The sequence below is a fragment of the Pseudomonas pseudonitroreducens genome (assembly GCF_021603645.1).
GTDB lineage: Bacteria > Pseudomonadota > Gammaproteobacteria > Pseudomonadales > Pseudomonadaceae > Pseudomonas > Pseudomonas pseudonitroreducens.
On the sequence record NZ_BQHJ01000010.1, the window covers coordinates 25453 to 50972 of the forward strand.

The 25520-nt window shown below is 65.4% G+C and carries 28 protein-coding genes and 1 pseudogene; 12 read left to right on the top strand and 17 right to left on the bottom strand.

The window, feature by feature from the left end; all coding sequences use genetic code 11:
- Nucleotides 1-34: 34 nt before the first annotated feature.
- Nucleotides 35-1465, bottom strand: a complete 1431-nt coding sequence (locus L6D89_RS22775) for a coniferyl aldehyde dehydrogenase (RefSeq protein WP_236201271.1) — start codon at nt 1463-1465, stop codon at nt 35-37.
- 244 nt (nt 1466-1709) lie between these two features.
- Between L6D89_RS22775 and L6D89_RS22780 the strand changes: the two genes are divergently transcribed.
- Nucleotides 1710-2363: a TetR/AcrR family transcriptional regulator gene (locus L6D89_RS22780; protein WP_236172766.1), complete on the top strand. Its 654-nt coding sequence runs from the start codon at nt 1710-1712 to the stop codon at nt 2361-2363.
- Between the two features lie 105 nt (nt 2364-2468).
- Here L6D89_RS22780 and L6D89_RS22785 read toward each other — a convergent pair whose 3' ends face one another.
- Both L6D89_RS22785 and L6D89_RS22790 read right to left on the bottom strand, forming a co-directional pair.
- Entirely contained in the window at nt 2469-2885 is a 417-nt protein-coding gene (locus tag L6D89_RS22785; protein ID WP_236201272.1) for a GNAT family N-acetyltransferase, read from the bottom strand.
- 82 nt (nt 2886-2967) lie between these two features.
- A complete protein-coding gene (locus L6D89_RS22790; RefSeq protein ID WP_236172765.1) occupies nt 2968-3963 on the bottom strand; it encodes a hydrolase in 996 nt (331 codons plus the stop codon).
- 107 nt (nt 3964-4070) lie between these two features.
- Between L6D89_RS22790 and L6D89_RS22795 the strand changes: the two genes are divergently transcribed.
- The gene (locus L6D89_RS22795) at nt 4071-4424 is read left to right on the top strand and encodes a hypothetical protein (RefSeq protein ID WP_236172764.1); all 354 of its coding nucleotides are present in this window, start codon (nt 4071-4073) and stop codon (nt 4422-4424) included.
- 38 nt (nt 4425-4462) lie between these two features.
- Here the strand turns inward: L6D89_RS22795 and L6D89_RS22800 are convergent, their stop codons facing one another.
- The 5 genes from L6D89_RS22800 to L6D89_RS22820 are packed head-to-tail and all read right to left on the bottom strand — an operon-like array spanning nt 4463 to nt 9006.
- The gene (locus tag L6D89_RS22800; RefSeq protein WP_236201273.1) at nt 4463-4678 is read right to left on the bottom strand and encodes a Fic family protein; all 216 of its coding nucleotides are present in this window, start codon (nt 4676-4678) and stop codon (nt 4463-4465) included.
- The gene (locus L6D89_RS22805) at nt 4675-5469 is read right to left on the bottom strand and encodes a virulence RhuM family protein (RefSeq protein WP_236201274.1); all 795 of its coding nucleotides are present in this window, start codon (nt 5467-5469) and stop codon (nt 4675-4677) included. Before L6D89_RS22805 ends, L6D89_RS22800 begins: the two co-directional genes overlap by 4 nt.
- 45 nt (nt 5470-5514) lie before the next feature.
- Nucleotides 5515-6126 (bottom strand): 16S rRNA (guanine(966)-N(2))-methyltransferase RsmD, encoded by a 612-nt coding sequence (gene rsmD, locus L6D89_RS22810; RefSeq protein ID WP_236201275.1) that lies wholly within the window; start codon nt 6124-6126, stop codon nt 5515-5517.
- Nucleotides 6126-7643 (bottom strand): M16 family metallopeptidase, encoded by a 1518-nt coding sequence (locus L6D89_RS22815; RefSeq protein WP_236201276.1) that lies wholly within the window; start codon nt 7641-7643, stop codon nt 6126-6128. Before L6D89_RS22815 ends, rsmD begins: the two co-directional genes overlap by 1 nt.
- Nucleotides 7636-9006, bottom strand: a complete 1371-nt coding sequence (locus L6D89_RS22820) for a M16 family metallopeptidase (RefSeq protein ID WP_236201277.1) — start codon at nt 9004-9006, stop codon at nt 7636-7638. The genes L6D89_RS22815 and L6D89_RS22820 overlap by 8 nt, the downstream gene beginning before the upstream one ends.
- A gap of 191 nt (nt 9007-9197) precedes the next feature.
- Here L6D89_RS22820 and ftsY point away from each other — a divergent pair, with 191 nt between their 5' ends.
- The 5 genes from ftsY to L6D89_RS22845 all read left to right on the top strand — a co-directional run bounded on the left by ftsY (nt 9198) and on the right by L6D89_RS22845 (nt 13945).
- Entirely contained in the window at nt 9198-10592 is a 1395-nt protein-coding gene (gene ftsY, locus L6D89_RS22825; protein WP_236201278.1) for a signal recognition particle-docking protein FtsY, read from the top strand.
- Entirely contained in the window at nt 10589-11260 is a 672-nt protein-coding gene (ftsE, locus tag L6D89_RS22830; protein WP_236172758.1) for a cell division ATP-binding protein FtsE, read from the top strand. The genes ftsY and ftsE overlap by 4 nt, the downstream gene beginning before the upstream one ends.
- Complete coding sequence (gene ftsX / locus L6D89_RS22835) at nt 11260-12270, top strand: permease-like cell division protein FtsX (RefSeq protein WP_236172757.1); 1011 nt, start codon at nt 11260-11262, stop codon at nt 12268-12270. Before ftsE ends, ftsX begins: the two co-directional genes overlap by 1 nt.
- A 111-nt stretch (nt 12271-12381) precedes the next feature.
- The gene (rpoH, locus tag L6D89_RS22840; protein ID WP_024766773.1) at nt 12382-13236 is read left to right on the top strand and encodes an RNA polymerase sigma factor RpoH; all 855 of its coding nucleotides are present in this window, start codon (nt 12382-12384) and stop codon (nt 13234-13236) included.
- A gap of 94 nt (nt 13237-13330) precedes the next feature.
- Nucleotides 13331-13945, top strand: coding sequence for a hypothetical protein (locus L6D89_RS22845; RefSeq protein WP_236201279.1), 615 nt, complete (start codon nt 13331-13333; stop codon nt 13943-13945).
- On the opposite strand, the pseudogene mtgA reads toward L6D89_RS22845, so the two are convergent.
- Nucleotides 13942-14665 (bottom strand): annotated as a pseudogene (gene mtgA, locus L6D89_RS22850) (monofunctional biosynthetic peptidoglycan transglycosylase). The gene L6D89_RS22845 and the pseudogene mtgA sit on opposite strands and share 4 nt — an antisense overlap.
- Nucleotides 14666-14697: 32 nt before the next feature.
- Here mtgA and L6D89_RS22855 point away from each other — a divergent pair.
- The 5 genes from L6D89_RS22855 to L6D89_RS22875 all read left to right on the top strand — a co-directional run bounded on the left by L6D89_RS22855 (nt 14698) and on the right by L6D89_RS22875 (nt 18554).
- A complete protein-coding gene (locus L6D89_RS22855; protein ID WP_236201280.1) occupies nt 14698-15066 on the top strand; it encodes a DUF423 domain-containing protein in 369 nt (122 codons plus the stop codon).
- A 100-nt stretch (nt 15067-15166) separates the two neighbouring features.
- Nucleotides 15167-15367, top strand: a complete 201-nt coding sequence (thiS, locus tag L6D89_RS22860) for a sulfur carrier protein ThiS (protein ID WP_236172754.1) — start codon at nt 15167-15169, stop codon at nt 15365-15367.
- Between the two features lie 59 nt (nt 15368-15426).
- A complete protein-coding gene (locus tag L6D89_RS22865; RefSeq protein ID WP_236172753.1) occupies nt 15427-16233 on the top strand; it encodes a thiazole synthase in 807 nt (268 codons plus the stop codon).
- A 134-nt stretch (nt 16234-16367) separates the two neighbouring features.
- Nucleotides 16368-17039 (top strand): tRNA (guanosine(46)-N7)-methyltransferase TrmB, encoded by a 672-nt coding sequence (gene trmB, locus L6D89_RS22870; protein WP_236201398.1) that lies wholly within the window; start codon nt 16368-16370, stop codon nt 17037-17039.
- A 168-nt stretch (nt 17040-17207) separates the two neighbouring features.
- Nucleotides 17208-18554: a DUF1329 domain-containing protein gene (locus L6D89_RS22875; RefSeq protein WP_236172752.1), complete on the top strand. Its 1347-nt coding sequence runs from the start codon at nt 17208-17210 to the stop codon at nt 18552-18554.
- 146 nt (nt 18555-18700) lie between these two features.
- Here L6D89_RS22875 and L6D89_RS22880 read toward each other — a convergent pair whose 3' ends face one another.
- The 8 genes from L6D89_RS22880 to L6D89_RS22915 all read right to left on the bottom strand — a co-directional run bounded on the left by L6D89_RS22880 (nt 18701) and on the right by L6D89_RS22915 (nt 25494).
- Entirely contained in the window at nt 18701-18955 is a 255-nt protein-coding gene (locus L6D89_RS22880; protein WP_236201281.1) for a hypothetical protein, read from the bottom strand.
- Between the two features lie 44 nt (nt 18956-18999).
- A complete protein-coding gene (locus L6D89_RS22885; protein WP_017520106.1) occupies nt 19000-19323 on the bottom strand; it encodes a DUF3392 domain-containing protein in 324 nt (107 codons plus the stop codon).
- Nucleotides 19324-19407: 84 nt separating this feature from the next.
- Complete coding sequence (hemW, locus tag L6D89_RS22890; RefSeq protein WP_236201282.1) at nt 19408-20616, bottom strand: radical SAM family heme chaperone HemW; 1209 nt, start codon at nt 20614-20616, stop codon at nt 19408-19410.
- Complete coding sequence (rdgB, locus tag L6D89_RS22895) at nt 20613-21206, bottom strand: RdgB/HAM1 family non-canonical purine NTP pyrophosphatase (RefSeq protein WP_236201283.1); 594 nt, start codon at nt 21204-21206, stop codon at nt 20613-20615. Before rdgB ends, hemW begins: the two co-directional genes overlap by 4 nt.
- Complete coding sequence (locus L6D89_RS22900; RefSeq protein ID WP_236172748.1) at nt 21203-21625, bottom strand: DUF4426 domain-containing protein; 423 nt, start codon at nt 21623-21625, stop codon at nt 21203-21205. Before L6D89_RS22900 ends, rdgB begins: the two co-directional genes overlap by 4 nt.
- A gap of 34 nt (nt 21626-21659) precedes the next feature.
- The gene (metW, locus tag L6D89_RS22905) at nt 21660-22280 is read right to left on the bottom strand and encodes a methionine biosynthesis protein MetW (protein ID WP_236172747.1); all 621 of its coding nucleotides are present in this window, start codon (nt 22278-22280) and stop codon (nt 21660-21662) included.
- A gap of 8 nt (nt 22281-22288) precedes the next feature.
- Complete coding sequence (metX, locus tag L6D89_RS22910) at nt 22289-23428, bottom strand: homoserine O-succinyltransferase MetX (protein ID WP_054907817.1); 1140 nt, start codon at nt 23426-23428, stop codon at nt 22289-22291.
- Between the two features lie 98 nt (nt 23429-23526).
- Nucleotides 23527-25494, bottom strand: a complete 1968-nt coding sequence (locus L6D89_RS22915) for a dynamin-like GTPase family protein (protein WP_236201284.1) — start codon at nt 25492-25494, stop codon at nt 23527-23529.
- Between the last annotated feature and the right edge of the window lie 26 nt (nt 25495-25520).

Consider the following 25520-nt stretch of genomic DNA (forward strand, 5'->3'; position numbering starts at 1 on the left):
CTTATTGTTTCACCTGGAGTTGATAGGGAACCGGTCAGCGGATGAACAGCTTGTAGACCAGCTTCTGCAGCGATTTACCGTAGGGCGGGTAGATCACCCGCGCGGCGTTGAAGCGCGGTTTGCTGAACACGCCCTTGGCCTTGGAGAAGGTCAGGAAGCCTTCGTGGCCGTGGTAATGGCCCATGCCGGAGGGGCCGACGCCGCCGAAGGGCATGTCGTCCTGGGCGACGTGCAGCAGGGTGTCGTTGAGGCACACGCCGCCGGAGTGGGTCTGGGCCAGCACGTGGTCCTGCTCGCGCTTGTCGTAGCCGAAGAAGTACAGCGCCAGCGGGCGGTCGCGCTCGTTGACGTAGCTGAGCGCCTGGTCGAGGTTCTGGTAGGGGATCACCGGCAGCAGCGGGCCGAAGATCTCTTCTTGCATGATCTTCATCTCGTCGCTCACGTTCAGCACCAGCGCCTGCGGCAGGCGGCGGCCCTGGGCCTGCGGGAGCAGCGGGATGACGGTGGCGCCGCGGGCCTGGGCGTCGGCGAGGTAGCCGTTCAGGCGCGACAGCTGGCGCTCGTTGATGATCGCGGTGTAGTCCGGGTTGTTTTCCAGTTTCGGGAAGAAGCCCTGGACCACTTGGCGGTAGCTCTCGACGAACTCGTCGACGCGGTTCTGCGGCACCAGCACGTAGTCCGGCGCCACGCAGGTCTGCCCGGCGTTGAGCGATTTGCCGAAGGCGATGCGCTCGGCGGCGTCCTTCATCGGCACGCTGGCGGAAATGATCGCCGGCGACTTGCCGCCCAGCTCCAGGGTGACCGGGGTGAGGTTCTCGGCGGCGGCGCGCATCACGTGCTTGCCGACGCTGGTGGCGCCGGTGAACAGCAGATGGTCGAAGGGCAGCTTGGAGAACGCCACGCCGACGTCCACTTCGCCCTGCACCACGGCGACCAGGTCCTCGGGGAAGACCTTGGCCAGCAGGTCCTTCAGCACGCGGGCGGATTCCGGGGTGGATTCGCTCATCTTGATCATCACCCGGTTGCCGGCGGCCAGCGCGCCGGTCAGCGGACCGATGGCGAGGAACAGCGGGTAGTTCCACGGCACGATCACACCGACCACACCCAGCGGCTGGTAAATGACCTTGGCCGAGGCTGGCATGAACTGCATGCCCACGCTGCGACGCGAGGGCTTCATCCACTTCTTCACGCGCTTGGTGGCGTAGTGCACGCCGTGCAGGCTGGGCAGCACCTCGGCGAGCAGGGTCTCGTCGGCGGAACGGTTGCTGAAGTCGCTGTTGATTGCATCGATGATCGCCTTCTGCTCGGTCACCAGCAGGTTGGCGAGGCTTTTCAGCCACTGGATGCGCTGGCCGGCGTCCGGCATCGGGTTCGCGCGATAGGCCTGGCGCTGGCGTTCGAGAAGGGTTTCCAGCTGGCTGATCTGCTGCTGGGTCTGCTGCAGGTAGGCGATATCGGCAACCATGACGGGCTCCTGGCGGAAGCGGGTGGGGAAGCTCTCCGGGGATTCACACAAGGATCTCGGATGCTTCGCGTTTTTATACTGTCGCTGGTTTTTTAGAGCAATTGCTCTAGAGTGTCAATCAGCATGCCGTTTCCGCGCCGCCAGGCCCAGCCAACGAAAAGTTGGGCGCACCCCGGAGTTGTGTCAGGTGGTAGCAATCGGTGTACCTTTGCGTCCGCGCAATCCGCTTCGATGAGTTTCGCGAATGGCACCACGCATCAATACCCGTGACCGCATTGCCCAGGCCAGCCTCGAGCTGTTCAATGCCCAGGGCGAGCGCAGCGTCACCACCAACCACATCGCCGCACACCTGGGCATCTCGCCGGGCAACCTGTACTACCACTACCGCAACAAGCAGGTGATCATCGCCCAGCTGTTCGCCGAGTACGAAAGCCACGTCGACCAGTTCCTGCACCTGCCCGAGGGGCGCGCGCTGACGGTGGAAGACAAGACTTTCTACCTCGAGGCGCTGCTTGCCGCTATGTGGCACTACCGTTTCCTGCACCGCGACCTTGAGCACCTGCTGGATTCCGATCCGGAGCTGGCCGCCGCCTATCGCTCCTTTGCCCGCCGCGCCATGGACAACGCCAAGGCGATCTACCGGGGCTTTGTCGACGCCGGCATCCTGCAGATGGACGAACCGCAGCTCGAAGCGCTGACCTTGAACGCCTGGATCATCCTCACCTCCTGGGTGCGTTACCTGTGTACCACCCGTGAAGTAGCCAGTGATCTCAGCGAAGCGCTGATGCGCCGTGGCATCTATCAGGTGCTGGCGCTGGAAAGCGGGCACATCGCCCCGCCGTTCCGCGAGGCGGTGGCGGCGGTGTTCGATCGGTTGTATGTGCCGCTGGAAGGCTGATATTCCATCGGCGGATAACCGTGACCGGTTATTCGCCCGACGCCGAGCCCCCATGTAGGGCGCATAACGCGCCAGCGTTATCCGCCGAATGGTCGAGCTGGAAGGTCATGCATCCACCTGGCGTGGTCCCGGTACCCGCGGTCGGCGCAGGGCGATGCCGTGGCGCAGGAAGAACTCCTCCACCCCCTCGGTGGCATCGGTATAAAGCGTGCGGTCAGGGTGATCGGCGAGGAAACGCGCCATCAGCGCCAGGCCCGTGCCACGCAATTGGAGCCTTGGCAGCACGGCTATCTCCGCCAGCCAAGTGGTCTGCGCCGTTTCGCTTTCCGCGCGCAACAGGCCGACTACCTGTTCACCGTCCAGGGCCAGCAGGAAGTAGCTGGAGTATTCGTAGAGATCGCGCAGTTCCGCGGTAGTGCCGGGAGAGCCCCAGCCCACGGCGCGGTAAAGGGCGGCGATAGAGGCGCACTGAGCATTGCTCAGCGGCGGGTTTTGCAGAATCGTCAGCGGTGTGTCGTGCATGGCGGCGCTCCTTTCTGGCGTTTCCTTCCTGGTGCAGTTCCAGTCTGCCTCATTCCCGTTCTACTGGGCTGATCCAGCGCAGTCAGGCTTCCCGTCGCTCGCGCAGCCACTGCGGAATGCGGCGCTCCAGGTAATAGTCCGGGCGCGCGGGGGAGCCGCCGATGAACCCGACGTGGCCGCCGTGGGCGAGCAGTTCCAGCTGCGTTGACGCGGAAAGCTCGTCCAGCTGCGGCACGCTGTTGGCATGGATGAATGGGTCGTCGCTGGACTGGATGACCAGCGTCGGCACGCGGATGCCGCCCAGGTAATAGCGGCTGGAGGCGCGCCGGTAGTAATCGTGCACGTCGGCGAACCCATGCAGCGGCGCGGTCACCCGGTCGTCGAAGTCCCAGAAGGTGCGCATGCCGTCCAGCGGCCCGAGGCGCTCCAGCGCAGCGAGGTTTTCCGCGTGGCCGCCGGCGGCGAAGGCCTGGCGCTTGGTCTGCACGTAGGCCACCAGCTCGCGCATGAAGTGGGCCTGGTAGACCCTGGAGAAGCCGATGCCGATGCGATCCGCACACTGGTCGAGGCGGAACGGCACCGACACCGCGACCGCGCCTTTCAGCGGGCAACTCTCCGAGGATTCGCCCAGGTACTTGAGCAGCACATTGCCGCCCAGTGAGTAACCCACGGCGTAGAGCGGCGCCATCGGTCGTTGGGCGCGGACGTGGGCGACCACCGAGGCGAGATCCTCGCTGACGCCGGAGTGGTAGCCGCGCGGCAACAGGTTCGACTCCCCCGAGCAGCCGCGCCAGTTCAGCGCGACGCTGGCCCAGCCCTGCGCGGCGAGTTGCTGCTGCAGGCCGAGGATGTAGTGCGAGGAGGACGAGCCGGTCAGCCCATGCAGCGCCAGCACCAGCGGCGCACCCGCCTCGTGCGGGCCATGCCAGTCGAGGTCGATGAAGTCGCCATCGTCCAGCCACAGGCGCTCGCGGGTGCGCTGGAGACTGGGCGCCTTGCGCAGGAGCGAGCCATAGAGCGTCTGCAGGTGCGGGCCGGGTAGCCACCAGGCGGGTTTGAACGGGGAGGGTATGGTCATCATTGAACAATGGGGGCGGACAAGCTGCGATAGTAACGCCAAGTCAGCCCCGCGATGGATGTCTTGCACTTCCTCGGCGCGGCGAACCCATGAAAAGGAGGGGAGGCATGTGGAAGAAGATCGCGGCGCTGAGCCTGGCGTTTTGGCTGGTGGCCTGTAGCGAGCCGGTGCCTCAGGACCACAAGTCGTACGTCGGGGATTGGCGCTCGGCCCAAATGAGCCTGCTCATCACGGCGGATGGGCGCGTTGCCTACAAGCGCCTCTCGGGTGGCGGCTCGCGCTCCATCGAGGCGCCGATCAAGAGCTATGACGCCGATGGCTTCACCGTGGGCGTCGGCTTCTTCGACACTCACTTCAAGGTCTCGAAGCCGCCCTATCGGGACGGTACTCAATGGAAAATGGTGGTGGATGGCGTGGAGCTGACCCGCGTCAGCTCCGTCGACATCGGCAAATCCATCTGACCTTTTGGCCGTTGTCCTGCCCTGGCCGGTGCGTCGAATCAGCTCCGGATCAGGTTCATGATCAGGTGAATCATCAGTTCCTTCTGAGCTGGATCGCTTTGTGCGATCAGCAGGGCGATGGCCGCCAGCGCGTTGTCGTTGATCTTCAGTTCACCATCCTGCTTCAGATGGTGCTGGTTGCGCTGCAGGAACCAGATGAACAGGAAGGCGCCGATGCGTTTGTTGCCGTCGGTGAAGGGATGGTTCTTGATCACGAAGTACAGTGATGAGCAGCCTGTTCTTCGATGCTCGGGTAGAGGAACTGGCCGCCGAAAGACTGTGTGACGTTGCCTAGCACGCCGAGGAAACTGTCGTCCTTGGGACGACCGAACAGGTCGCTCGCTTCACTTCTGGCAAGCAGGTCGGCCTTGAGTGCGGCGATGGCGCTGCTCGCTTCGTTGGGCTCGATGGCATAGCGGATATTTTCATCAAAGCCTTCGCTGGGCAGGCGCTCGCTGTCGAACTGATTGAGCAGGACGAAGGTTCTTGCGTAGCCGGCGATGACGCTGACCAGGCCTTTGGCCTCCGGAAGGCTGGCCTGGTCGATCAGGTTTTCCCTGAACAGCGTCAGGGTGCGTTCGAGCTCGTGGATCCGTGCGTGCTGGGCATTGAGGCGCTGTTCGTTGAGAGCGTACCCCTTGACCAGATAGTCCTTGAGCACCTGGTTGGCCCAGATGCGGAAGTGGGTGCCCTGACGGGAGTTCACTCGGTAACCGACGGAGATGATGGCGTCGAGGTTGTAGTGTTTGAGCTGTCGACGAACCTTTCGGGTGCCTTCTTCGCGAACTACTAAGAAATCCTTAGTAGTTGCCGGCTCGTCGAGCTCTCTGTCGCGGTAGATGTTCTTCAGGTGAATGAGTACGTTCTCGGGAGTGGTACCGAAAACCTCGCCCATCTGCCGCTGAGTCAGCCAGACGCTATCGCTTTCCAGGCGAACCTCGGCTCTTTTCTCTCCATCGTCGGATTGGTAAATGGCAATGGAGGTGGGAACTGTCGATTCGCTCATTGTCTTTCTTCCTTGTTCAAGGTCCGGTAAAGGCGGCTCCGCGCCTTACTGCTCTTCCCGCTGCCACAGCGCGTAATGCACCGAGCCTGCGGTCTTCTCCCGATGCAGCCGCCAGTTGCCCGGCAGGCCGAGGCTGGAGGGCACGGCCTCGCTTTCGGTGTAGATCCACGCGTCCTTGGCCAGCCAGCCGCGTTCCTCCAGCAGGCGGCAGGTGTTCTGCAGCAGGTCCTGGTGGAAGGGCGGGTCGAGGAAGATCAGGTCGAAGGTCTGGGAGGCCGGGGCGTCGAGGTAGCGCAGCGAGTCGGTCAGCAGCAGTTGGCCGTTGCCGCACTTGAGGGTATCGAGGGTGCTGCGCAGCGCGGCCACGGCTTCGCCGTTGGTGTCCAGCGCCAGGCCTGAGCTGGCGCCACGGGACAGCGCTTCGAGGAACAGCGCGCCGCTGCCGGCGAAGGGATCGAGCACGCGGGCGCCCGGAACATACGCCGCCAGCCAGTTGAACAGGGTTTCGCGCACCCGGTCCGGTGTCGGGCGCAGGCCCGGGCCGTCGGGGAAGGCAAAACGCCGGCTGCGCCATTCGCCGCCGATGATGCGCAGCTGGCCCTGGCCGCCGTGGGGCTTCTGTGCGGCGCGCGGGGCGCCGCCGGGTCGTTTGCTCATCAGTGCTCCGGTACGCCGGCGGGTTGCGCGGCGGGTTTGTCGGTGGGCGGCGGCAGCGGTTGCTGCGGCACGGTGGGGCCGGCGGTGACGATGACGAAGGCGTCCGGGTCGAGGTGGCGGCGCATCGCTTCTTTCACCTGTTCCACGCTCAGGCCCTGGACCTGGCTGAGGAAGGTCTCCAGGTAATCCAGCGGCAGGTTGTAGAAGCCAATGGCGCCCAGTTGGCCGACGATATCGGCGTTGCTCGCGGTGGACAGCGGGAAGCTGCCGGCCAGCTCGCGCTTGGCGTCGTCCAGTTCCTTCTGCGTCGGGCCCTTGTCGAGGTAGTCGCGGACGATGTCCTGCACCAGCTTGAGGGTGCCTTCGCTCATTTCGGCGCGGGTCTGCAGGCCGATGGTGAACGGCCCGCGCGATTGCATGCCGGTGAAGCCGGAGTACACGCCGTAGGTCAGCCCGCGCTTCTCGCGGACCTGGTCCATCAGGCGGGTACCAAAACCACCGCCGCCGAGGATCTGGTTGCCCAGGTAGAGCGCGGCGTAGTCCGGGTCGTTACGGGTGATGCCCAGTTGCGCCAGCATCAGCTGGGTCTGCTTGGACGGGAATTCGATGTGGGTGACGCCGGCCTTGGGCGTCTGCGGCTCGCCCGGTGCTGGCAGGGCGGGGCCCTTGGGCAGCGATTTCGAGACGCTGCCGGCAATGGCTTCGGCCTGCTCGCGGGTCAGGTCGCCAACCAGGGCGATGACCACGTTGCCGGCGGCATAGGCCTTCTGGTGGAAGGCACGCAGCTGGGCGACGCTGATCTTCGGCACCGATTCCTCGTTGCCGTCGCTGGAGTGAGCGTAGGGATGGTCGCCATAAAGTCGCTTGAACAGTTCCAGGCCCGCCAGCTTGCCGGGGTTCTGCTTCTGGTATTCGAAGCCGGCCATGACCTGGTTCTTGATGCGTGCCAGGGCGTCCTCGGGGAAGGTCGGCTGGCCGATCACCTGGTCGAACAGCGCCAGCGCGGCGTCGCGCTTGGCCGGCTCGCTCAGGCTGCGCAGGCTGGCCACGGCCATGTCGCGGTAGGAGCCGTTGCCGAAATTCGCGCCCAGATCGTCGAACCCGGCGGCGATCGCGCTGGTGTCCTTGCCGGGCACGCCTTCGTTGAGCATGGCGTTGGTCAGCATGGCCAGGCCGTAGCTGTCGCCGTCCTGGCTGCTGCCGGCGGCGAAGGTCAGGCGCAGGTCGAACATCGGCAGCTCGTGGGCCTCGACGAAGAGCACGCGGGCGCCTTCGGCGGTCTGCCATTGCTGGATGTTCAGCTTACGGTGGCTGGGCGCCTTGCCGGCGGCTTCGGCGAGCGATTGCAGGCCGGTGGGCGCGGCATTCTCGGCGGCAGTCGGTTGCGCAGGTGCGGGCGCCGGCGCGGCCACTTCGGGCTCGGCGGCGGGGCGGGAAACGAACAGCACCAGTCCGGCGATCAACAGAATGACGATCAGCCCGACCAGGCCGTAGCGCAGGCCATTGCGTTCACTCATGGTTCGGCTCCTTGTCGGTGGCGACTTCCGGCAGGACCTGGGCGAGGGTCAGGCGGGAGCGGGTGAAATAGGTGCGGGCGGCTTGCTGGATGTCTTCGGCGGTGACGGCCTGGATGGCTTCCAGGTCCTTGTCTGCCAGACGCCAGCCGAGGCCGACGCTTTCCAGCTCGCCGATGGTGCTGGCCTGCCCGGCGATGGAGTCGCGCTCGTAGACCAGACCGGCGATCACCTGGGCGCGTACGCGCTCCAGTTCTTCCTTGCTCGGCGGGTTCTGCTTGAGGTCTTCCAGCTGCTTCCACAGCGCGGCCTCGACCTGGTCGAGGGTCTTGCCGGTCTGCACGTTGGGCGTGGCGGAGAGGAAGAACAGACCGTCGCCACGGGAGAAGGCGTCGTAGGAGGCCGAGGCGCCGGCGACGATTTCCTCGCCGCGCTCCAGGCGCGAGGCCAGGCGGGCGCTGTAGCCACCGTCGAGGATCGCCGAGATCAGGCGCAGGGCGTTGATCTGCTTCGAATCGTCGCTGCTGCCCAGGGTGGGCACGTTGAAGCCCATGATCAGGCTGGGCAGCTGCGTGCGTACATGCAGTTTCAGGCGGCGTTCGCCCGGCTCGGCCAGCTCCAGCGGCTTGCGTGCGGCGGGCAGGTCGCGCCTGGGAATCTCGCCGAAGTATTTCTCGGCCAGGGCCTTCACCTCATCGCCGGTCACGTCGCCGACCACCACCAGGGTGGCGTTGTTCGGCGCGTACCAGGCCTGGTACCAGTGGCGCAGGTCGTCGATGGTCATGCGCTGCAGGTCGGCCATCCAGCCGATGGTCGGCGTGCGGTAGCCGCTGGCGGGGTAGGCGGCGGCCTTGAAGCGCTCGAAGGCCAGCGCGCTGGGCTTGTCCTCGGTGCGCAGGCGGCGTTCTTCCTTGATCACCTCGATCTCGCTCTTGAACTGGTCGGCCGGCAGGGCGAGGTGCGCCATGCGGTCGGCTTCCAGTTCCAGCGCCACTGGCAGGCGGTCGCGGGCGAGCACTTGGTAATAGGCGGTGTAGTCGTCGGTGGTAAAGGCGTTCTCTTCCGCGCCGAGGTCGCGCAGCACCAGCGAAGCCTGGCCGGGGCCGAGCTTGCGGCTGCCCTTGAACATCATGTGTTCAAGGGCGTGGGAGAGTCCGGTGAGGCCGGGTGTCTCGTAGCTGGAGCCGACCTTGTACCAGAGCTGAGAGACCACCACGGGCGCACGGTGGTCTTCGCGGACGACGACTTTCAGGCCGTTGTCCAGGGTGTATTCATGGGTGGGCTGTGGTTCGGCGGCGACGGCCATCAGTGGCAGCAACAGGGAGCCGAGCAGCAGGCCGGCGTGGCGGCGCGCAAGGGTTTTCATCGTGGACTGAACCTTTCGGGCTGTCCGCGGGGTCTATGCAGGCTGGCGGCCAGCCTCTTAACCCCGGCGGGCGAGGAGATGCTAGGATACCCATCCGTTTTCCGGGCGGCCACGTTCAGGATTTCGCAAAGCTGTTTCGAGGCTTTTTCACGACCTGTCCCCGTGGCGTCCCCTAGAGATTCGATCCCTACATGTTTGGTTCCAACGACGACAAGAAGGCCCCGCCAGCCGGGGAGAAGAAGGGTCTGTTCGGTTGGTGGCGCAAGAAGCCGCAGGCCGAGGAGCAACCCGCCGCCGAAGCCGAGCAGCCGGTAGAACAACCGGTTGCCGCCGAGCCCGTTCCTGCGCCGGAACAGGCTCCTGCTGCACAAGCCGAACCGCTCGCACCGCGCGCCGAGCCGGCTCCCGAGCCGGTCATCGACGTAGTGCCGGCCGCCGTGCCGGTCGAGCCGCTGGTGCAGCCCGCTCTTCAGTCTGAGCCGCAGCCGAGCGTTGCCGAAGCGCCGCAGCCGGCTGTCCTGCCGGTCGAGCCGACGCCCGTCGCCGCGCCCGTTCAGCCCGTGGCCGAAGCGCCCGTCGTGGTCGCCCAGCCGGAACCCGCGGTCGCCCCACAGCCTGAGCCGCAAGCCAAGCCGGCTACCGCCGAACCGGCGAAGGTCGGCTTCTTCGCCCGCCTCAAGCAGGGCCTGTCGAAGACCAGCGCCAGCCTCGGCGAAGGCATGGCCAGCCTGTTCCTGGGCAAGAAGGCCATCGACGACGACCTGCTCGACGAAATCGAAACCCGCCTGCTGACCGCCGACGTCGGCGTCGAGGCCACCACTGCCATCGTGCAGAACCTGACCAAGCGCGTGGCGCGCAAGGAACTGGCCGATAGCGAGGCGCTGTACAAGGCCCTGCAGGAGGAGCTGGCGACCCTGCTGCGCCCGGTCGAGCAGCCGCTGAGCATCACGGCGGACAAGCAGCCCTACGTGATCCTGGTCGTCGGCGTGAACGGCGTCGGCAAGACCACCACCATCGGCAAGCTGGCGAAGAAGCTGCAGCAGGACGGCAAGAAGGTCATGCTGGCCGCCGGCGACACCTTCCGCGCCGCCGCCGTCGAGCAACTGCAGGTCTGGGGCGAGCGCAACAACATCGCGGTGATCGCCCAGCACACCGGCGCGGATTCCGCCTCGGTGATCTTCGACGCCGTGCAGGCTGCCAAGGCCCGTGGCGTGGATGTGCTGATCGCCGACACCGCCGGCCGCCTGCACACCAAGGACAATCTCATGGAAGAGCTGAAGAAGGTCCGCCGCGTCATCGGCAAGCTGGATGAGACGGCTCCCCACGAAGTCCTGCTGGTACTGGATGCCGGCACCGGGCAGAACGCCATCAACCAGGCCAAGCAGTTCAACAACGCCGTTGAGCTGACCGGCCTGGCCCTGACCAAACTGGACGGCACCGCCAAGGGCGGGGTGATCTTCGCCCTGGCCAAGCAGTTCGCGCTGCCGATCCGCTACATCGGCGTCGGCGAAGGGATCGACGATCTTCGAACCTTCGAAGCCGATGCCTTCGTCCGTGCACTCTTCGAGACCCGGGAAATCGCATGATTCGTTTCGAGCAGGTTGGCAAGCGCTACCCCAACGGCCATGTCGGCCTGCACGAGATTTCGTTCCGCGTGCCGCGCGGCGAGATCATGTTCGTCACCGGCCATTCCGGCGCGGGCAAGAGCACCCTGCTGCGCCTGATCCTGGCGATGGAGCGGCCGACCTCCGGCAAGCTGCTGCTCGGCGGGCAGGACGTTTCGCGCATCTCCACCGCGCAGATTCCCTTCCTGCGCCGGCAGATCGGCGTGGTGTTCCAGAACCACCAGTTGCTCGACGACCGCAGCGTGTTCGACAACGTCGCCCTGCCGATGCAGATCCTCGGCCTGCCCAAGGCGGAGATCGCCTACCGCGTCGAAGCGGCGCTGGAGCGGGTGAACCTGAAGGAAAAGGCCGAAGACCGTCCGTCCGACCTGTCCACTGGCCAGCAGCAGCGCGTTGGTATCGCCCGCGCGGTGGTACACCGTCCGGCCCTGCTGCTCGCCGATGAACCGACCGGTAACCTCGACCCGCGCCTGGCTTCGGAAATCATGTCGGTGTTCGAGGACATCAACCGCCTGGGCACCACCGTGCTGATCGCCAGCCACGACCTGGCGCTGATCGCGCGGATGCGCCACCGGATGATCACCCTGCAGCGCGGCCGCATCATCGCCGATCGTGAGGAGAACGCCTGATGAGCGCCAATGACCTGCCGCGTGGCGAAGAAGAGGGCACCCCGACGCGCAACACGCGCGAGCGCCCGGAAGACAACGAACACCAGGACCACAGCGCCTCGCTCTCGGCCTACGCGGAAAACCACCGCGCCAGCCTGATGGACAGCCTGCACCGCCTGGTCAGCCATCCCTTCGGCAGTTTCTTCACCTGCCTGGTGATGGGGATTACCCTGAGCCTGCCCATGGGCCTGTCGCTGCTGCTGAACAACGTCGAGCGCCTTGGCGGCTCCTGGCAGCGCGCCGCGCAGATTTCCCTGTTCCTCGACCTCAAGGCCAGCGAGGCCCAGGGCCAGGACCTGCGCGAGCAGATCGAGAAAATGCCCGATGTCATCGAGGCACAGCTCATCAGTCGTGACGATGCGCTGAAAGAGCTGCAGGAACAGTCCGGTCTTGGCGAAGCGCTGAAGGAGTTGCCTGACAACCCGCTGCCGGCGGTCATCTCGGTGACGCCCAAGCAGATCGACAAGGCCCAGCTGGATGCCTTGCGTCAACGGCTCTCGGAACTGCCGGGTGTACAACAGGCGCAGCTGGACCTGGTCTGGGTCGAGCGGCTATCGGCAATCCTCAAGCTGGGTGACCGCTTCGTCTTCGGGCTGACCATCCTGCTGGTGCTGACCCTGTTGCTGGTGATCGGCAACACCATCCGCCTGCACATCGAAAATCGCCGTAACGAAATCGAAGTCATCAAGCTGGTCGGCGGGACGGACGGTTACGTGCGCCGCCCCTTCCTTTATATGGGCGCGCTGTATGGCCTGGGCGCCGGCATCCTGTCATGGGCCCTGCTGGCCTTTGGCCTGGACTGGCTGAACAGCTCGGTGGTCAACCTGGCCGGGCTGTATGGCAGTGATTTCGGCCTGGCGGGCGTGCCGGTCGATGACGGCCTGTCGCTCACCGTGGGCGCCGTGCTGCTGGGCTGGATCGGTGCCTGGCTGGCCGTGGCGCGTCATCTGCGTGAGTTGGCGCCGCGCTGAAACCCCCTGATTCTGCTGGGGGTCAAGTGGGTGTAAAGGAACTTTTACACCCGCTTGCAGTCAGATTTCGCAGTGCTACACTGCGCGAGTTTCGTGAATCGGAGGATTCGCATGACCACTTCTCTGCAACCTGTTTATGCCCTGGCTCCCGGTGCGAACCTGGAAGCCTATGTGCACTCGGTGAACAGCATTCCGCTGCTGACGCCGGAGCAGGAGCGCGAACTGGCCGAACGCCTCTTCTACCAGCAAGATCTGGAAGCGGCACGGCAAATGGTTCTGGCGCACCTGCGCTTTGTTGTGCACATCGCCCGGAGTTATTCCGGGTACGGCCTGGCCCAGGCCGATCTGATCCAGGAAGGCAACGTCGGCCTGATGAAGGCCGTGAAGCGCTTCAACCCGGAAATGGGTGTGCGCCTGGTGTCGTTCGCCGTCCACTGGATCAAGGCGGAGATCCATGAGTTCATCCTGCGCAACTGGCGGATCGTGAAAGTCGCGACCACCAAGGCGCAGCGCAAGCTGTTCTTCAACCTGCGCAGCCAGAAGAAGAAACTGGCCTGGCTGAGCAATGACGAAGTGCACCGCGTCGCGGAAACCCTCGGTGTCGAGGCCCGCGAAGTCCGCGAGATGGAAAGCCGTCTCACCGGACAGGACATGGCCTTCGACCCGGCGGCGGATGCCGACGACGAGAGCGCCTACCAGTCCCCGGCGCATTATCTGGAAGACCATCGCTACGACCCGGCGCGCCAGCTGGAGGAAGCGGACTGGAGCGACAGCTCCACCGCCAGCCTGCACGAAGCGCTGGAAGGCCTGGACGAACGCAGCCGCGACATTCTCTACCAGCGTTGGCTGGCCGAGGAAAAGGCGACGCTGCACGACCTGGCGGCCAAGTACAACGTGTCCGCCGAGCGGATTCGTCAGTTGGAAAAGAACGCGATGAACAAGCTCAAGGGCCGCATCGAAGCCTGACCGGCTTCGATGTGTTCCCGTTGAGACCGAGAACCGCACCCTGGTGCGGTTTTTTTCTGTCCGCTCATTCTCTGTCCAGAGTCTGGAGAGCCCCATGCCGCGCCTGCGTCCCGTCCACGGGATGTTTTTCCTGGTCATCGCCCTGCTGGCCTTTGGCCTGGGAACCTGGGTGGCCCGAACTTCTGCACCGCCCAAGCCGCCACAGTGGTTCAACGACTGGAAGGAAAAGATTTTCGAGCCGTTGGCCGATGACCGCCTGACCCTCGGCCAGCTGCAGGACCAGCAGCCTGGAGAGCTATGGCTGACCGCCAGCCAGGACGGCCCGCAGCTGCATTACCGCGGCAAATTGGTGACCGAGGAAGGGCCCTGGCACGTCGAGGCGGAGCTGGCGCTGAGTGACGCCGAACATGCCAGCCTGGCCAAGGCCACTGGCATGCAGCCGACCAGCAAGGACCAGCCGCTGAGTGCCGATCTGATGGGGCAGTTGGGCAGCAAGCCAGTCTCCGAGCTGGCGCTGGCGCCGCAGGAAGACCTGGCGGTCGGCCGGCTGGCGGTGGGCCTGGGCGACCCGCGCCTGCGTCTGCAGGTCGATGGCGGCGAGGCCTGGGTTTATCCGGAGAAGGGTATGACCGTGCTGCACCGTGACGGCACCCTGCAGTGGGTGCGAGTGGTGCCGCGCAATACCCTCAAGCTCAGCGAAGCGCCTTAAAGGCGTTCGAGATAGTCGCTCCCGCCCAATTGCCACATCTGCTGGCGGATCCACGAGGCGCGCTGGCGCACGTAAGGGCCGGGCTTGCCGGCGCTCCATTTGCGCGGGTTGGGCAGTACCGCGGCGAGCAGGCTGGCCTGCTGCTGCGACAGGCGCTTGGCGTCGACGCCGAAGTGATGCTGGGCGGCGGCCTGGGCGCCGAACACGCCGGCATCCCATTCCACGCTGTTGAGGTAGACCTCGAGAATCCGCTGCTTGGACCAGAAGGTCTCGATCAGCAGGGTGAACCAGGCTTCGAAGCCCTTGCGCAGCCAGCTGCGCCCGGTCCAGAGGAAGACGTTCTTCGCCACCTGCTGGCTGATGGTGCTGCCGCCGCGAACCTTGCCGCCCTGCTCGTTGTGCACCAGCGCCTTCTGGATTGCCGGCAGGTCGAAGCCGTGGTGCTCGGCGAACTTCTGGTCCTCGCCGGCGATCACCGCGAGCTTGAGGCTGTCCGGCAACTCGTCCCAGGAACGCCAGCTGCGCTGCAGGTCGATGGGCTTGCCGTTGAACCAGGACTCGACCTTGCGCTCGACCATCACCATGGTTCCCGGCGGCGGTACCCAGCGCAGGACGATGACCAGCGCCACGCTGATGGCGATGAACCAGAGCGCGATCTTTGACAGGCGGCGGAGGGCGTTGCGCATGCGGAGGCTTTGCCTGGGCGGATGAGCGGGCCATTATAGCGATACTCACCTGTCTGGAGCTGTCCCATGCTGCGTACTTTCCTGATGCTCGCCGCGTTCTTCGGTTTCACCGGAGTGGCCCTCGGCGCGTTCGCTGCCCACGGCCTGAAGAACAAGCTCACGCCCGAGCACCTGGCGGTGTTCCAGACCGGCGTGCACTACCAGATGCTGCATGCCCTGGCGCTGTTCGGCGTGGCGCTGCTCACCGCGCACATCGGCGGCACCCTCATCAGCCTCGCCGGCTGGGCATTCACCGTCGGCATCCTGCTGTTTTCCGGCAGCCTCTACCTGTTGACCCTGGCGGGCCTGAGCGTGGGCATCATCACCCCGATCGGCGGCCTGTTCTTCCTGATCGGCTGGGCGTTGCTGCTGGTGGCGGCCTTCCAGCTGGGTTGACCCGAGCGTCAGAAAAGCCCGAGTGCGACGCCCGGATACCTTGGTCATCCGGCGCGATCGGGCTAGAATGCCGACCCCTCCAGCAATGACCGTCCCGCCCATGCGTATTCAGTTGAACGGCGAACCTTTCGAGCTGCCCGACGGCCACACCGTCGCCAACCTGCTCGAGCGTCTCGACCTCACCGGCAAGCGTGTCGCGGTCGAGCTCAACCAGGACATCGTGCCGCGCAGCCAGCACGCCGCCACCGCCCTGAGCGAAGGCGACCAGGTGGAAGTGGTGCATGCCATCGGTGGCGGCTAGTTCCCGTCGCCCCAGATTTTCAGGCCCCGCCCGCCTTCCTTTTCGTCAGGAGTGATCCGATGAGCCAAGCTACTTCCAACCTGCCGGTCGACAAGCCTTTTACCCTGGCTGGCCGTACCTATAACTCGCGCCTGCTGGTCGGTACCGGCAAGTACAAGGACCTCGAAGAGACCCGCGTCGCCATCGAGGCCTCGGGCGCCGAGATCGTCACCGTAGCGGTGCGCCGCACCAACATCGGCCAGAACCCGGGCGAGCCCAACCTGCTGGACGTGATCCCGCCGGATCGCTACACCATCCTGCCGAACACCGCCGGTTGCTACGACGCCGTCGAGGCCGTGCGGACCTGTCGTCTGGCCCGCGAACTGCTGGATGGCCACAACCTGGTCAAGCTGGAAGTCCTGGCCGACCAGAAGACACTCTTCCCCAACGTCGTCGAAACCCTCAAGGCCGCCGAAGTGCTGGTCAAGGACGGCTTCGACGTCATGGTGTACACCAGTGATGACCCGATCATCGCCCGCCAACTGGCCGAGATCGGTTGCATTGCAGTGATGCCGCTGGCCGGCCTGATCGGCTCGGGCCTGGGCATTTGCAACCCGTACAACCTGCGCATCATCCTCGAAGAAGCCAGCGTTCCGGTGCTGGTGGATGCCGGTGTGGGTACCGCCTCTGACGCCACCATCGCCATGGAGCTGGGCTGCGAAGCCGTGCTGATGAACACCGCCATCGCCCACGCGCAGAATCCGGTGATGATGGCCGAGGCCATGAAGCACGCCATCGTCGCCGGCCGCCTGGCCTACCTGGCCGGCCGCATGCCGCGCAAGCTCTACGCGAGCGCGTCGTCGCCGATGACCGGCCTGATCAACTAACGTTTCCACTTCGACGCGCGGGCCGGTTTGCCAGAAGCAACCGGCCCGCGCGTGCATTTACCCGCAAGGTCCGAGTCATGAGTGACATTCCCGAAAATCAGCCCGAGAACCAGCCCGACGCCGATAACCGTCCGATGCGCGCCATCAAGAGCTTCGTGATGCGTGCCGGGCGCATGACCGAAGGCCAGCAACGCGGCCTCGATCAGGGCTGGCCGAAGTTCGGCCTGGAGTTGGCCGACGGTGCGCGGGACTTCGATGAAGTGTTCGGGCGCCAGGCGCCGCGCACCTTCGAGATCGGTTTCGGCATGGGCCACGCTACCCTGGAGATGGCTGCGGCCGCGCCGGAGCAGGACTTCATCGGTGTGGAAGTGCATCGTCCGGGCGTCGGTGCGCTGCTCAACGGCATGCTCACCCAGGACCTGACCAATATTCGCGTCTACAGCTGCGACGCCATCGAAGTGCTGCGTGACTGCGTGGCCGACGCCAGCCTCGATCGCCTGCTGCTGTTCTTCCCGGACCCGTGGCACAAGTCGCGTCACCACAAGCGTCGCATCGTGCAGCCGGCCTGGGCCGAGCTGGTGCGACAGAAGCTGAAGATCGGCGGCGTGCTGCACATGGCCACCGACTGGGAACAATACGCCGAGCACATGCTGGAAGTGATGAATGCCGCACCCGGCTACCGCAACCTTTCGGCCGATAATACCTACGTGCCGCGCCCGGAAGAGCGCCCGGTCACCAAGTTCGAACGTCGCGGGGAGCGACTCGGCCATGGCGTCTGGGACCTGAAGTTCGAGCGCGTCGACTGAGGTATCGGAAAGGCCTGCGCAGCAGGCCTTTTTCACGCAGGAACACCCTACAGACCGGGACCACCCGGCAGGCCATGAAGGCCACCCTCACCTCCTGAATAAAAAGCGGCACCCGCCGCGGACGAAAATAAGAGTGATGGACAGGAGTCCGTCGCAAAGGAGTCTGCTGTGTTGAAGAAACTTGCTGTACTGCTGATGGCGGGGGCGTGGGCCCTGCCGGCGCAGGCGAAAGTCGATGCCACCGAGGCCGCTCGACTGGGCCGCGACCTGACGCCGATGGGGGCGGAGATGGCCGGCAACGCCAGCGGCACCATCCCTGCCTGGACGGGCGGTATCACCAGCGCCCCGGCGGGATACCAGCCCGGCACCCACCACCTTGATCCGTATGCTGGCGACGCCATGCAGTACAAGATCGACAGCAAGAACCTGGCGCAGTACCAGGCGCTGCTCACGCCCGGCACCCAGGCGTTGCTGCAGGAGAACCCGGACTACTACCTGCGCGTCTTTCCCAGCCGCCGCAGTGCCTCCTTGCCCCAGCGCATCTATGACGCCACCCGCTTCAACGCCGAAAACGCGGAGCTGATTGCCGACGGCAACGGTGTGCAGGGCGCCGCCGCGGGCGTGCCGTTTCCGATTCCGAAGACCGGCCTGGAAGCCATCTGGAACCACATCATGCGTTATCGTGGCGAGCAGATTCACATGGTGACCAACCAGGCCGCCGTGCTCGCCAGCGGTAGCTACAACCTGCTCAAGCTCGACCGCTACGTGTACTTCAACTATGGCCGCGAGGGCATGACCCCGCAGGACCTGAACAACACGCTGTTCTACTACAAGTACAACATTGTCGCCCCGGCGAAGCTCGCTGGTTCGGCGCTGGTGGTGCAGGAGACCATCGACCAGGTGCTGTCGATCCGCAAGGCCTGGCGCTTCAACAGTGGCGAGCGCCGCGTGCGCCGCCTGCCGAGCCTGGCCTACGACACCCTGCAGCCGGACACCAACGGCCTGGCTACCGCCGACACCGTGGACGTCTACAACGGCGCGCCGGACCATTACGAGTGGCAACTGCTGGGCAAGCGCGAGATGCTGGTGCCGTACAACAGCTACGCCGTGCACCAGAAGGGTATTCCCTACGCCGATATCCTCAGGACCAAGTCCCTCAACCCCGAGCTGCTGCGCTACGAGCCGCACCGCGTCTGGGTGGTCGAGGCGACCCTGCGCAAGGGCATGGGCCATCCGTTCGCCAAGCGCCGCTTCTATCTGGACGAGGACAGCTGGCAGATCCTCGCTTCGGACATCTACAACGCCGATGGCAAGCTGATCCGCGCCCAGGAAGTGCACCCGATCAACTACTACGACGTACCCATGGTGCTCAGTACCCTGGAGGCGCTGTACGACTTCGAAGGCAAGCGCTACTTCGTCGACGGTCTGGACAACAACGAGCCGATGTACGACTTCAAGGTCCCGCTGGGGCCGCGCGACTTCACCCCGCAGGCATTGCGTCGCGAGGGCAACTGAGTCCGACAGAGGCCGCCGAAAGGCGGCCTTCGTTTATCTGCGCAAACGGACCTGTAGGAGCGAGCTTGCTCGCGAACAGCCCCAGCGGACGGTGCGCCAGGATAAAGCGTTCGCGAGCAAGCTCGCTCCTACAGAAAACTGCTGCGTTATTCGATCAGCTCGGCACCCAGCACCGTGGTTTCCGGCATGCGCATCGGTGCCGGGCTGATTTGCAGGTACTTGATACTGGTGCGCGGGATGATCAGCAGGTCGCCGTCCACCTCGATGCTGATGACCGGCGATTCCATCTGCTTGCGGATGCCGCGGGCCACTTCGGCGGGGGCGTCGCTCTGTTGCGGGAAGCGCAGCGCCAGGCGCTGGCCATCGGAGAAGTGCAGGTAGAGATGCTTGATCGGCTTCATGTGTCCTCCGGCGGGTGTGTGGCCAACCGCCGGAGGAACGCAGCTCAACTGCGGTCGGCGATCATGCCAATTACGAAGAACACTAGCAGCAGGACGGGCGCCAGGGTGTAGTTGTTGAAATAGCCCAGGCCCTTGGCCAGCCACGGGGTGACGAAGACCATCGCCAGGCCGTAGCCCACGGCGCAGATCAGCACGAACAGCAGGGTGCGGAAGACGAAGTTCAGGCTGCCGATGCGCTGCTGTACCCAGGCGTTGATCGCCGGGCCGAACAGCACCAGCACGGTGGCCATGATCGCCAGGGCGATGTCGGACAGGTGGCCGCGGCACCAGCGGGAGACATTGGCAATCAGGTCGAGCGCGAAGTCCATTGGGGCTCCTTGGGATCGAGAGTCGCCGGGGAGTGTACACGGCGGGCGACGCTGACGTCGCCCGGCCGCATATGAGTCAGGAACTCAGGGCAGGAAGCGCTGCAGCAGGTCGTTGAGGAACAGCTGGCCGCGCTCGGTCGGCGCCAGACGAAGCGGGTCCGCCACCAGCAGGCCGTCCTTGCGCGCCAGGAGGCAGGCCTCCTCGATGGCCGCGAGCGGCAGGCCGGTGCGCTCGGTGAAGGTCGCCGCCGGCACGCCGTCGGTAAGACGCAGGGCGTTCATCATGAACTCGAACGGCAGGTCGCCGGCCTCCAGGTCGCGCTCGCCGGCCTGGAAGGGTTTCTCCGGGTTCAGGTAGTCCTTCGGCAGGCGAGTCTTCCAGGTGCGCAGGATGCGGCCTTCCGGTGTGCTCAGCTTGGCGTGGGCGCCGGCGCCGATGCCGAGGAAATCGCCAAAGGTCCAGTAGTTCAGGTTGTGCCGCGCGCGCTTGCCGTCACGGGCGTAGGCCGACGTCTCGTACTGGACGTAGCCCGCCTGCGCGAGCAGTGCCTGGCCGGCCTCCTGGATTTCCCACAGCTGGTCGTCCTCGGGCAGCTCCGGCGGCTGGCTCCAGAATACCGTGTTCGGTTCCATGGTCAGCTGGTACCAGGACAGGTGCGTCGGGGTCAGGGCGATGGCTTGCTGCAGGTCGCTCAGTGCATCGGCGACACTCTGCTCCGGCAGGCCGTGCATCAGGTCCAGGTTGAAGTTGTCGAAGCCGGCGCGGCGGGCCATTTCGGCGGCGCGAATGGCTTCGTCACCATCGTGGATACGGCCCAGCGCCTTGAGCTTCTCGGCCTGGAAGCTCTGGATGCCGATGGACAGCCGGTTGATTCCCAGCTGGCGGTAGTCGGCGAACTTGGCCTGCTCGAAGGTGCCCGGATTGGCTTCAAGGGTGATCTCGATGTCGCTTTCGAAACCAACCTGCTGCTCCAGACCATCAAGGATGCGCCCCAGCGCCTTGGCGGAAAACAGGCTGGGCGTACCGCCGCCGAAGAAGATCGAGGTCAGCTTGCGGCCGTGGACGTACCCGCGGTCGGCGGCCAGGTCAGCCAGCAGCGCCTCGACGTAGGCGTCTTCCGGCAGCTCCGGCCCGGCGGCGTGGGAATTGAAGTCGCAATAGGGACATTTGCGCACGCACCAGGGGATGTGTACGTACGCCGAGAGCGGCGGGAGCTGCAGGCTGCAGGCCGCAGGCTGCAGGTGGGGGCTTTTGCCTGGGGCCTGAAGCCTGTCGCCTGAAGCCTTGGTCATAGTCCCAGCCGCTGCTTCAGCAGGGCCATCGCGCGGGCGCGGTGGCTGATCTGGTTCTTGCGGTCAGGCGCCAGTTCGGCGCTGGAGCACTCGGCTTCCGGCACCCAGAACAGCGGGTCATAGCCGAAACCATGCTCACCGCGCGCTTCGCGCAGGATGCTGCCGTGCCAGAGGCCTTCGCAGAGGATCGGCAGCGGGTCGTCGGCGTGGCGAACCAGGGCCAGCACGCTGACGAACTGGGCGCCGCGTTGCGCGTCCGGCACGTCTTTCAGTGCATCGAGCAGCTTGGCGTTGTTCGCCGCGTCACCCTGGCCGTCGGCGTAGCGCGCGGAATAGATGCCCGGCGCACCGCCGAGGAAATCGACCGCCAGACCCGAGTCGTCTGCCAGCGCCGGCAGGCCGGAGATGCGCGCGGCATTGCGCGCCTTGAGGATGGCGTTTTCGACGAAGGACAGGCCGGTCTCTTCCGGCTCCACGCCGCTGAACTCGCCGATGGAGCGCACCTTCACGTGGGCTCCGAGCATGGCCTGGAGTTCCTTGAGCTTGCCGGCGTTGTGACTGGCCAGCACCAGTTGTTCGAGCTTGATCATTCGTCGGGGAAGATTTCCTGCATGAAGTCGAAGCTTTGCGGGGCTTCGCTTCCGGACTGGACCTGGATGGAGAAGGTCAGGGTTTCGCGGCCTTCGATGGGGAACTGCGCCAGGTTGTAGACGGCGCCTTCCTCGACCACGCGCTTGAAGGTCAGGGGAATGGTCTGGCCCATCAGGTTCTTGGCGCTGCCGGCGACGGTGGCGTTGGCCGGTTTGCCGGCGGCGTCCAGCGGCACGATATTGATCACGCCCTGGGCCTTGCTGCGCACCACGCCCACCGCTTGCGCGACGTTGGGCTGGAGGAAGCTGGAGTTGAATACGCTGTAGTGCACCTGCAGGTCACCCAGGCGCTTCACCTGTTCGGCGAAGGCGGGCAGGGCGAGAACCAGGCAGGCGAAGAAGGTAAGCAGGCGGCGCATGATGTTTCTCCCGGGCTCTATCAGATAGCCGCGATCAGACGGCGATGCGGTGGTCTTGCACGCCAGCGCCGCTGATCCGGTAGATGCCGATCTCACCCAACAGATTAGGCCAGATTCGCGAGGCCCAGCCATGCTGGTGCTCGTGGTCCACCGCCAGGCGGTCGAGCACCTTCGCGTGCTGCTCGTGGCAGAGCGCTTCGAAATCGCGGAAGGTGCAGAAGTGGATATTCGGCGTGTTGTACCAAGTGTACGGAAGGAACTCCGACACGGGCATGCGGCCATTGCGCGCGAGATACCAGCGGCAGCGCCAGTGGCCGAAGTTGGGGAAGGTGATGATGCAGGTCTTGCCCACGCGCAGCATCTCCGCCAGCACCTTGTCCGGGTAGCGCAGGGCCTGCAGCGACTGGGTCATGACGACCACGTCGAAGCTGTTGCTGGCGAAGTTGCCCAGGCCCTTGTCCAGGTCCTGTTCGATGACGTTGACTCCGCGTTCGATGCATTTGGCGATCTTGTCGGGGTCGATCTCCAGCCCGTAGCCGCCAACCTGCTTGTGGTCGCGCAGCCAGGCGAGCAGCTCGCCATCGCCGCAGCCCAGGTCGAGCACGCGGCTGCCGGCGGGGATCCAGTCTTGGATGATTTCCAGGTCGGCGCGCATGGTGTTCCTTATACGCTGATGCGGTGCATGTAACCGCTGAAGGCTTGCAGGTAGCGCGGAATCGGCATCAGGAAGGCGTCATGGCCTTGCGGGGCGTCGATTTCCAGGTAGCTGACGTTCTTCTTCGCCGCCAGCAGGGCGTCGACGATCTCCCGCGAACGGGCGGGGGAGAAGCGCCAGTCGGTGGTGAAGGACATCAGGCAGAAGTCCGCCTTCACCCCGGCGAGGGTACGCGCCAGGTCGTCGCCATGGGCGGCGGCCGGGTCGAAGTAGTCCAGCGCCTTGGTCATCAGCAGGTAGGTGTTGGCGTCGAAGCGGGTGGAGAACTCCTCGCCTTGGTAGCGCAGGTAGCTCTCTACCTGGAACTCGACGCTGTGCAGGTCGTAGTTGAGCTTCTCCGATTTCATGTCGCGGCCGAACTTGGCGCCCATGGCGTCATCGGAGAGGTAGGTGATGTGCCCGACCATCCGCGCCAGGCGCAGGCCGCGCTTGGGAATCACGTCGTGTTCCTGGAAGTGCCCGCCGAAGAACTCAGGGTCCGAGAGGATCGCCTGGCGCGCGACTTCGTTGAAGGCGATGTTCTGCGCCGACAGCTTCGGTGCGCTGGCAATGCACAGGCAATGACGCACGCGCTCGGGATAGCTGATGGTCCACTGCAACGCCTGCATGCCGCCCAGGCTGCCGCCGACGATGGCGGCCCAGCTCTGGATGCCCAGGCGATCGGCCAGGCGTGCCTGGCTGTTGACCCAGTCTTCCACGGTGACGACCGGGAAGTCCGCGCCGTAGGCCTTGCCGGTGGCGGGGTTCGGGCTGGTCGGGCCGGTGGAGCCGTTGCAGCCGCCGAGGTTGTTCAGCGCGACGACGAAGAACTTGCGGGTGTCGATGGGCTTGCCCGGGCCGATGCAGCTGTCCCACCAGCCCGGCTTGCGCTCGTCCTCGCTGTGGTAGCCGGCGGCGTGGTGATGGCCGGAGAGCGCGTGGCAGATCAGCACGGCGTTGCTCGCCGTGGCGTTCAGCTCGCCGTAGGTCTCGATCACCAGCTGGTATTCGGGCAGGGTCTTGCCGCAGGCCAGGGGCAGCGGTTCGTTGAACTGCAGCGTCTGGGGCGAGACCAGACCGACGGAATCTTCGGGGAAGACTGTTGGCATCGACCCTGCTCATGAATAAAAAAGGACGGCCAGTCTAAAGAGCGCCGCCCCCTGCGGCAAGCGCACTCGGAAGGGGCAGCGCGGGCGTGGCGCGGGTTTCAGGCGCGCTGGGAAGTGGGCAGGGTGACGACCTTGGCCTGGCGTTGCAGCGGGGCCGGGCGACGCAGTTGGCGGAGGATGTCGGTGGCCTCGGTGAGCTGCTGCTCCAGCTCTTCGGTATAGCGCCCCAGCAGTAGCGAGCGTTGCCGTGCCTGCTGGGTTTCCTGGGCCAGGGCCTTGAGGCGCAGCATGTGGGTTTCCAGCATCTGCTTGTGCTCCAGGCTGTACTGCATCAGCGGCATCAGGGCGTCGGCGGCCCACTGTTCGGCCTCTTCGCGCAGGCGCTGATGCAGGCCGATGACTTCCTGGGCGACGGTGGCGAAGAAGCGCCGGGTCAGCAGGCGCTGCTCGGTGAGCAGGGTCTTGAGGTGCAGGCGGAAGCGATCGGCCTTCTCCTGCAGCTTGGCCAGGTCGCGCAGGTAGCGCTGGACGCGGAACTGCGGGGCATCCAGGGCGTTGAGCGGGTTTTCCTCGTTGTGCCGCAGGTAGATGGCCGCGACCATGCGGTTGGCGGTTTCGGCTTCATGGCCGAGGGCGACCAGGTCGCCTTCCACGGTGCGGAAGAATTGCAGGATCGCCTGGTGGATGCCGACCGTGGTCCAGCTGCCGCGCAGTTTGTCGTGGACCTTCTTCAGGTGCTGTTCCAAGCGCTCGGCGCGCACCGCCTCGCGCAATTGCTCGCCCTGGTGGCGCAGCAGGCGCTGGTTGGTCTTCAGGCTGAGCAGGCGCTTGTGGTGCAGGTTGTGGTCGTCCTTGGTCCGCGCGGTCAGCTCGAACAGCAACTGACCGCTGTCCTGCTGCTGGTCGTTGAGCAGCACCTGCTGCTCCTTCACCTTGTCCAGGCGCACGCGCAGGCTGTGCTGGCTGTTGTTGACCAGCGCCAGTACCTGGCCGACCACCGCATCCTCCAGCAGGCGTTCCTTCTGCGCGACGATGCGTTCGCAGAGCAGCGCTTCGAGGGATTCCATCTGGCTGCGGGCGAGCAACTCGCGGTCACCGCGGACCTTGGCCAGCAGCGCCTGCTTGGCCGACAGCGGCAGCACATCCTCACGGGCAATGCCCAACTGGCGGGCGGTGGTGTCCTGGATGTGGCGGATGGCGTTCTGCACGAAGGCTTCGCCGGCCAGGTCGTCCCAGAGCACGTCGATCTTGTTCAGTACTGCATAGAGGCTGGTGTGACCGTCCTCGCCGAGTTGGCGCACGTGGTCCTGCCAGATGGCCATGTCGGAGGCGGTGACGCCGGTATCGGCGGCCAGCAGGAAGAGGATCGACTGGGCACTGGGCAGCATCGACAGGGTCAGCTCCGGCTCGCTGCCCAGGGCGTTCAGGCCGGGCGTGTCGAGGATGCGCAGGCCCTGGCGCAGCAGCGGGTGGTCGAAGTTGACCAGCGCATGGCGCCACGCCGGCACCAGCACGATGCCGGGCTTGTCGGTGGCTTCGAGCATGTCCGGGTGGAAGCCCAGCTGGATCGCCTGTTCCACCGGCAGCGGCTTGGTCTTGGCGACCTGGGCGAAGGCCTCGGCCATGTTTGCCGGGTCGGAAGTATCCAGCGGGATGTTCACCCAATGCCGCGGGATGCGCTTGAACTGCGCCACGCTGGCGTCGGCGACGCGGGTCTCGATCGGCAGCAGGCGCACGTAGGGGCGTTCCGAGCGCGGGTCGAAGAACAGCTCGGTCGGGCACATGGTGGTGCGCCCAGCCTGGGACGGCAGCATGCGGCGGCCGAATCCGGAGAAGAACAGGCTGTTGATCAGCTCGGTCTTGCCGCGCGAATACTCGCCAACGAAGGCCAGGGTGATGTGGTCGACGCGCAGCAGACGCAGGGAGCGTTCGAGGCGATTCTCGATTTCCGGGGTATTCAGCCGGGCGCGCTCCAGCCAACTGCGATAGCGGGTGATCTCGCGGACCAGCTCGCGCTTCCAGGTGACATAGGCATCGATCTGCTGACTGAGACGTTCCATGCTCATCCGGGCGTTCCTTGGGCTGGCGCGTC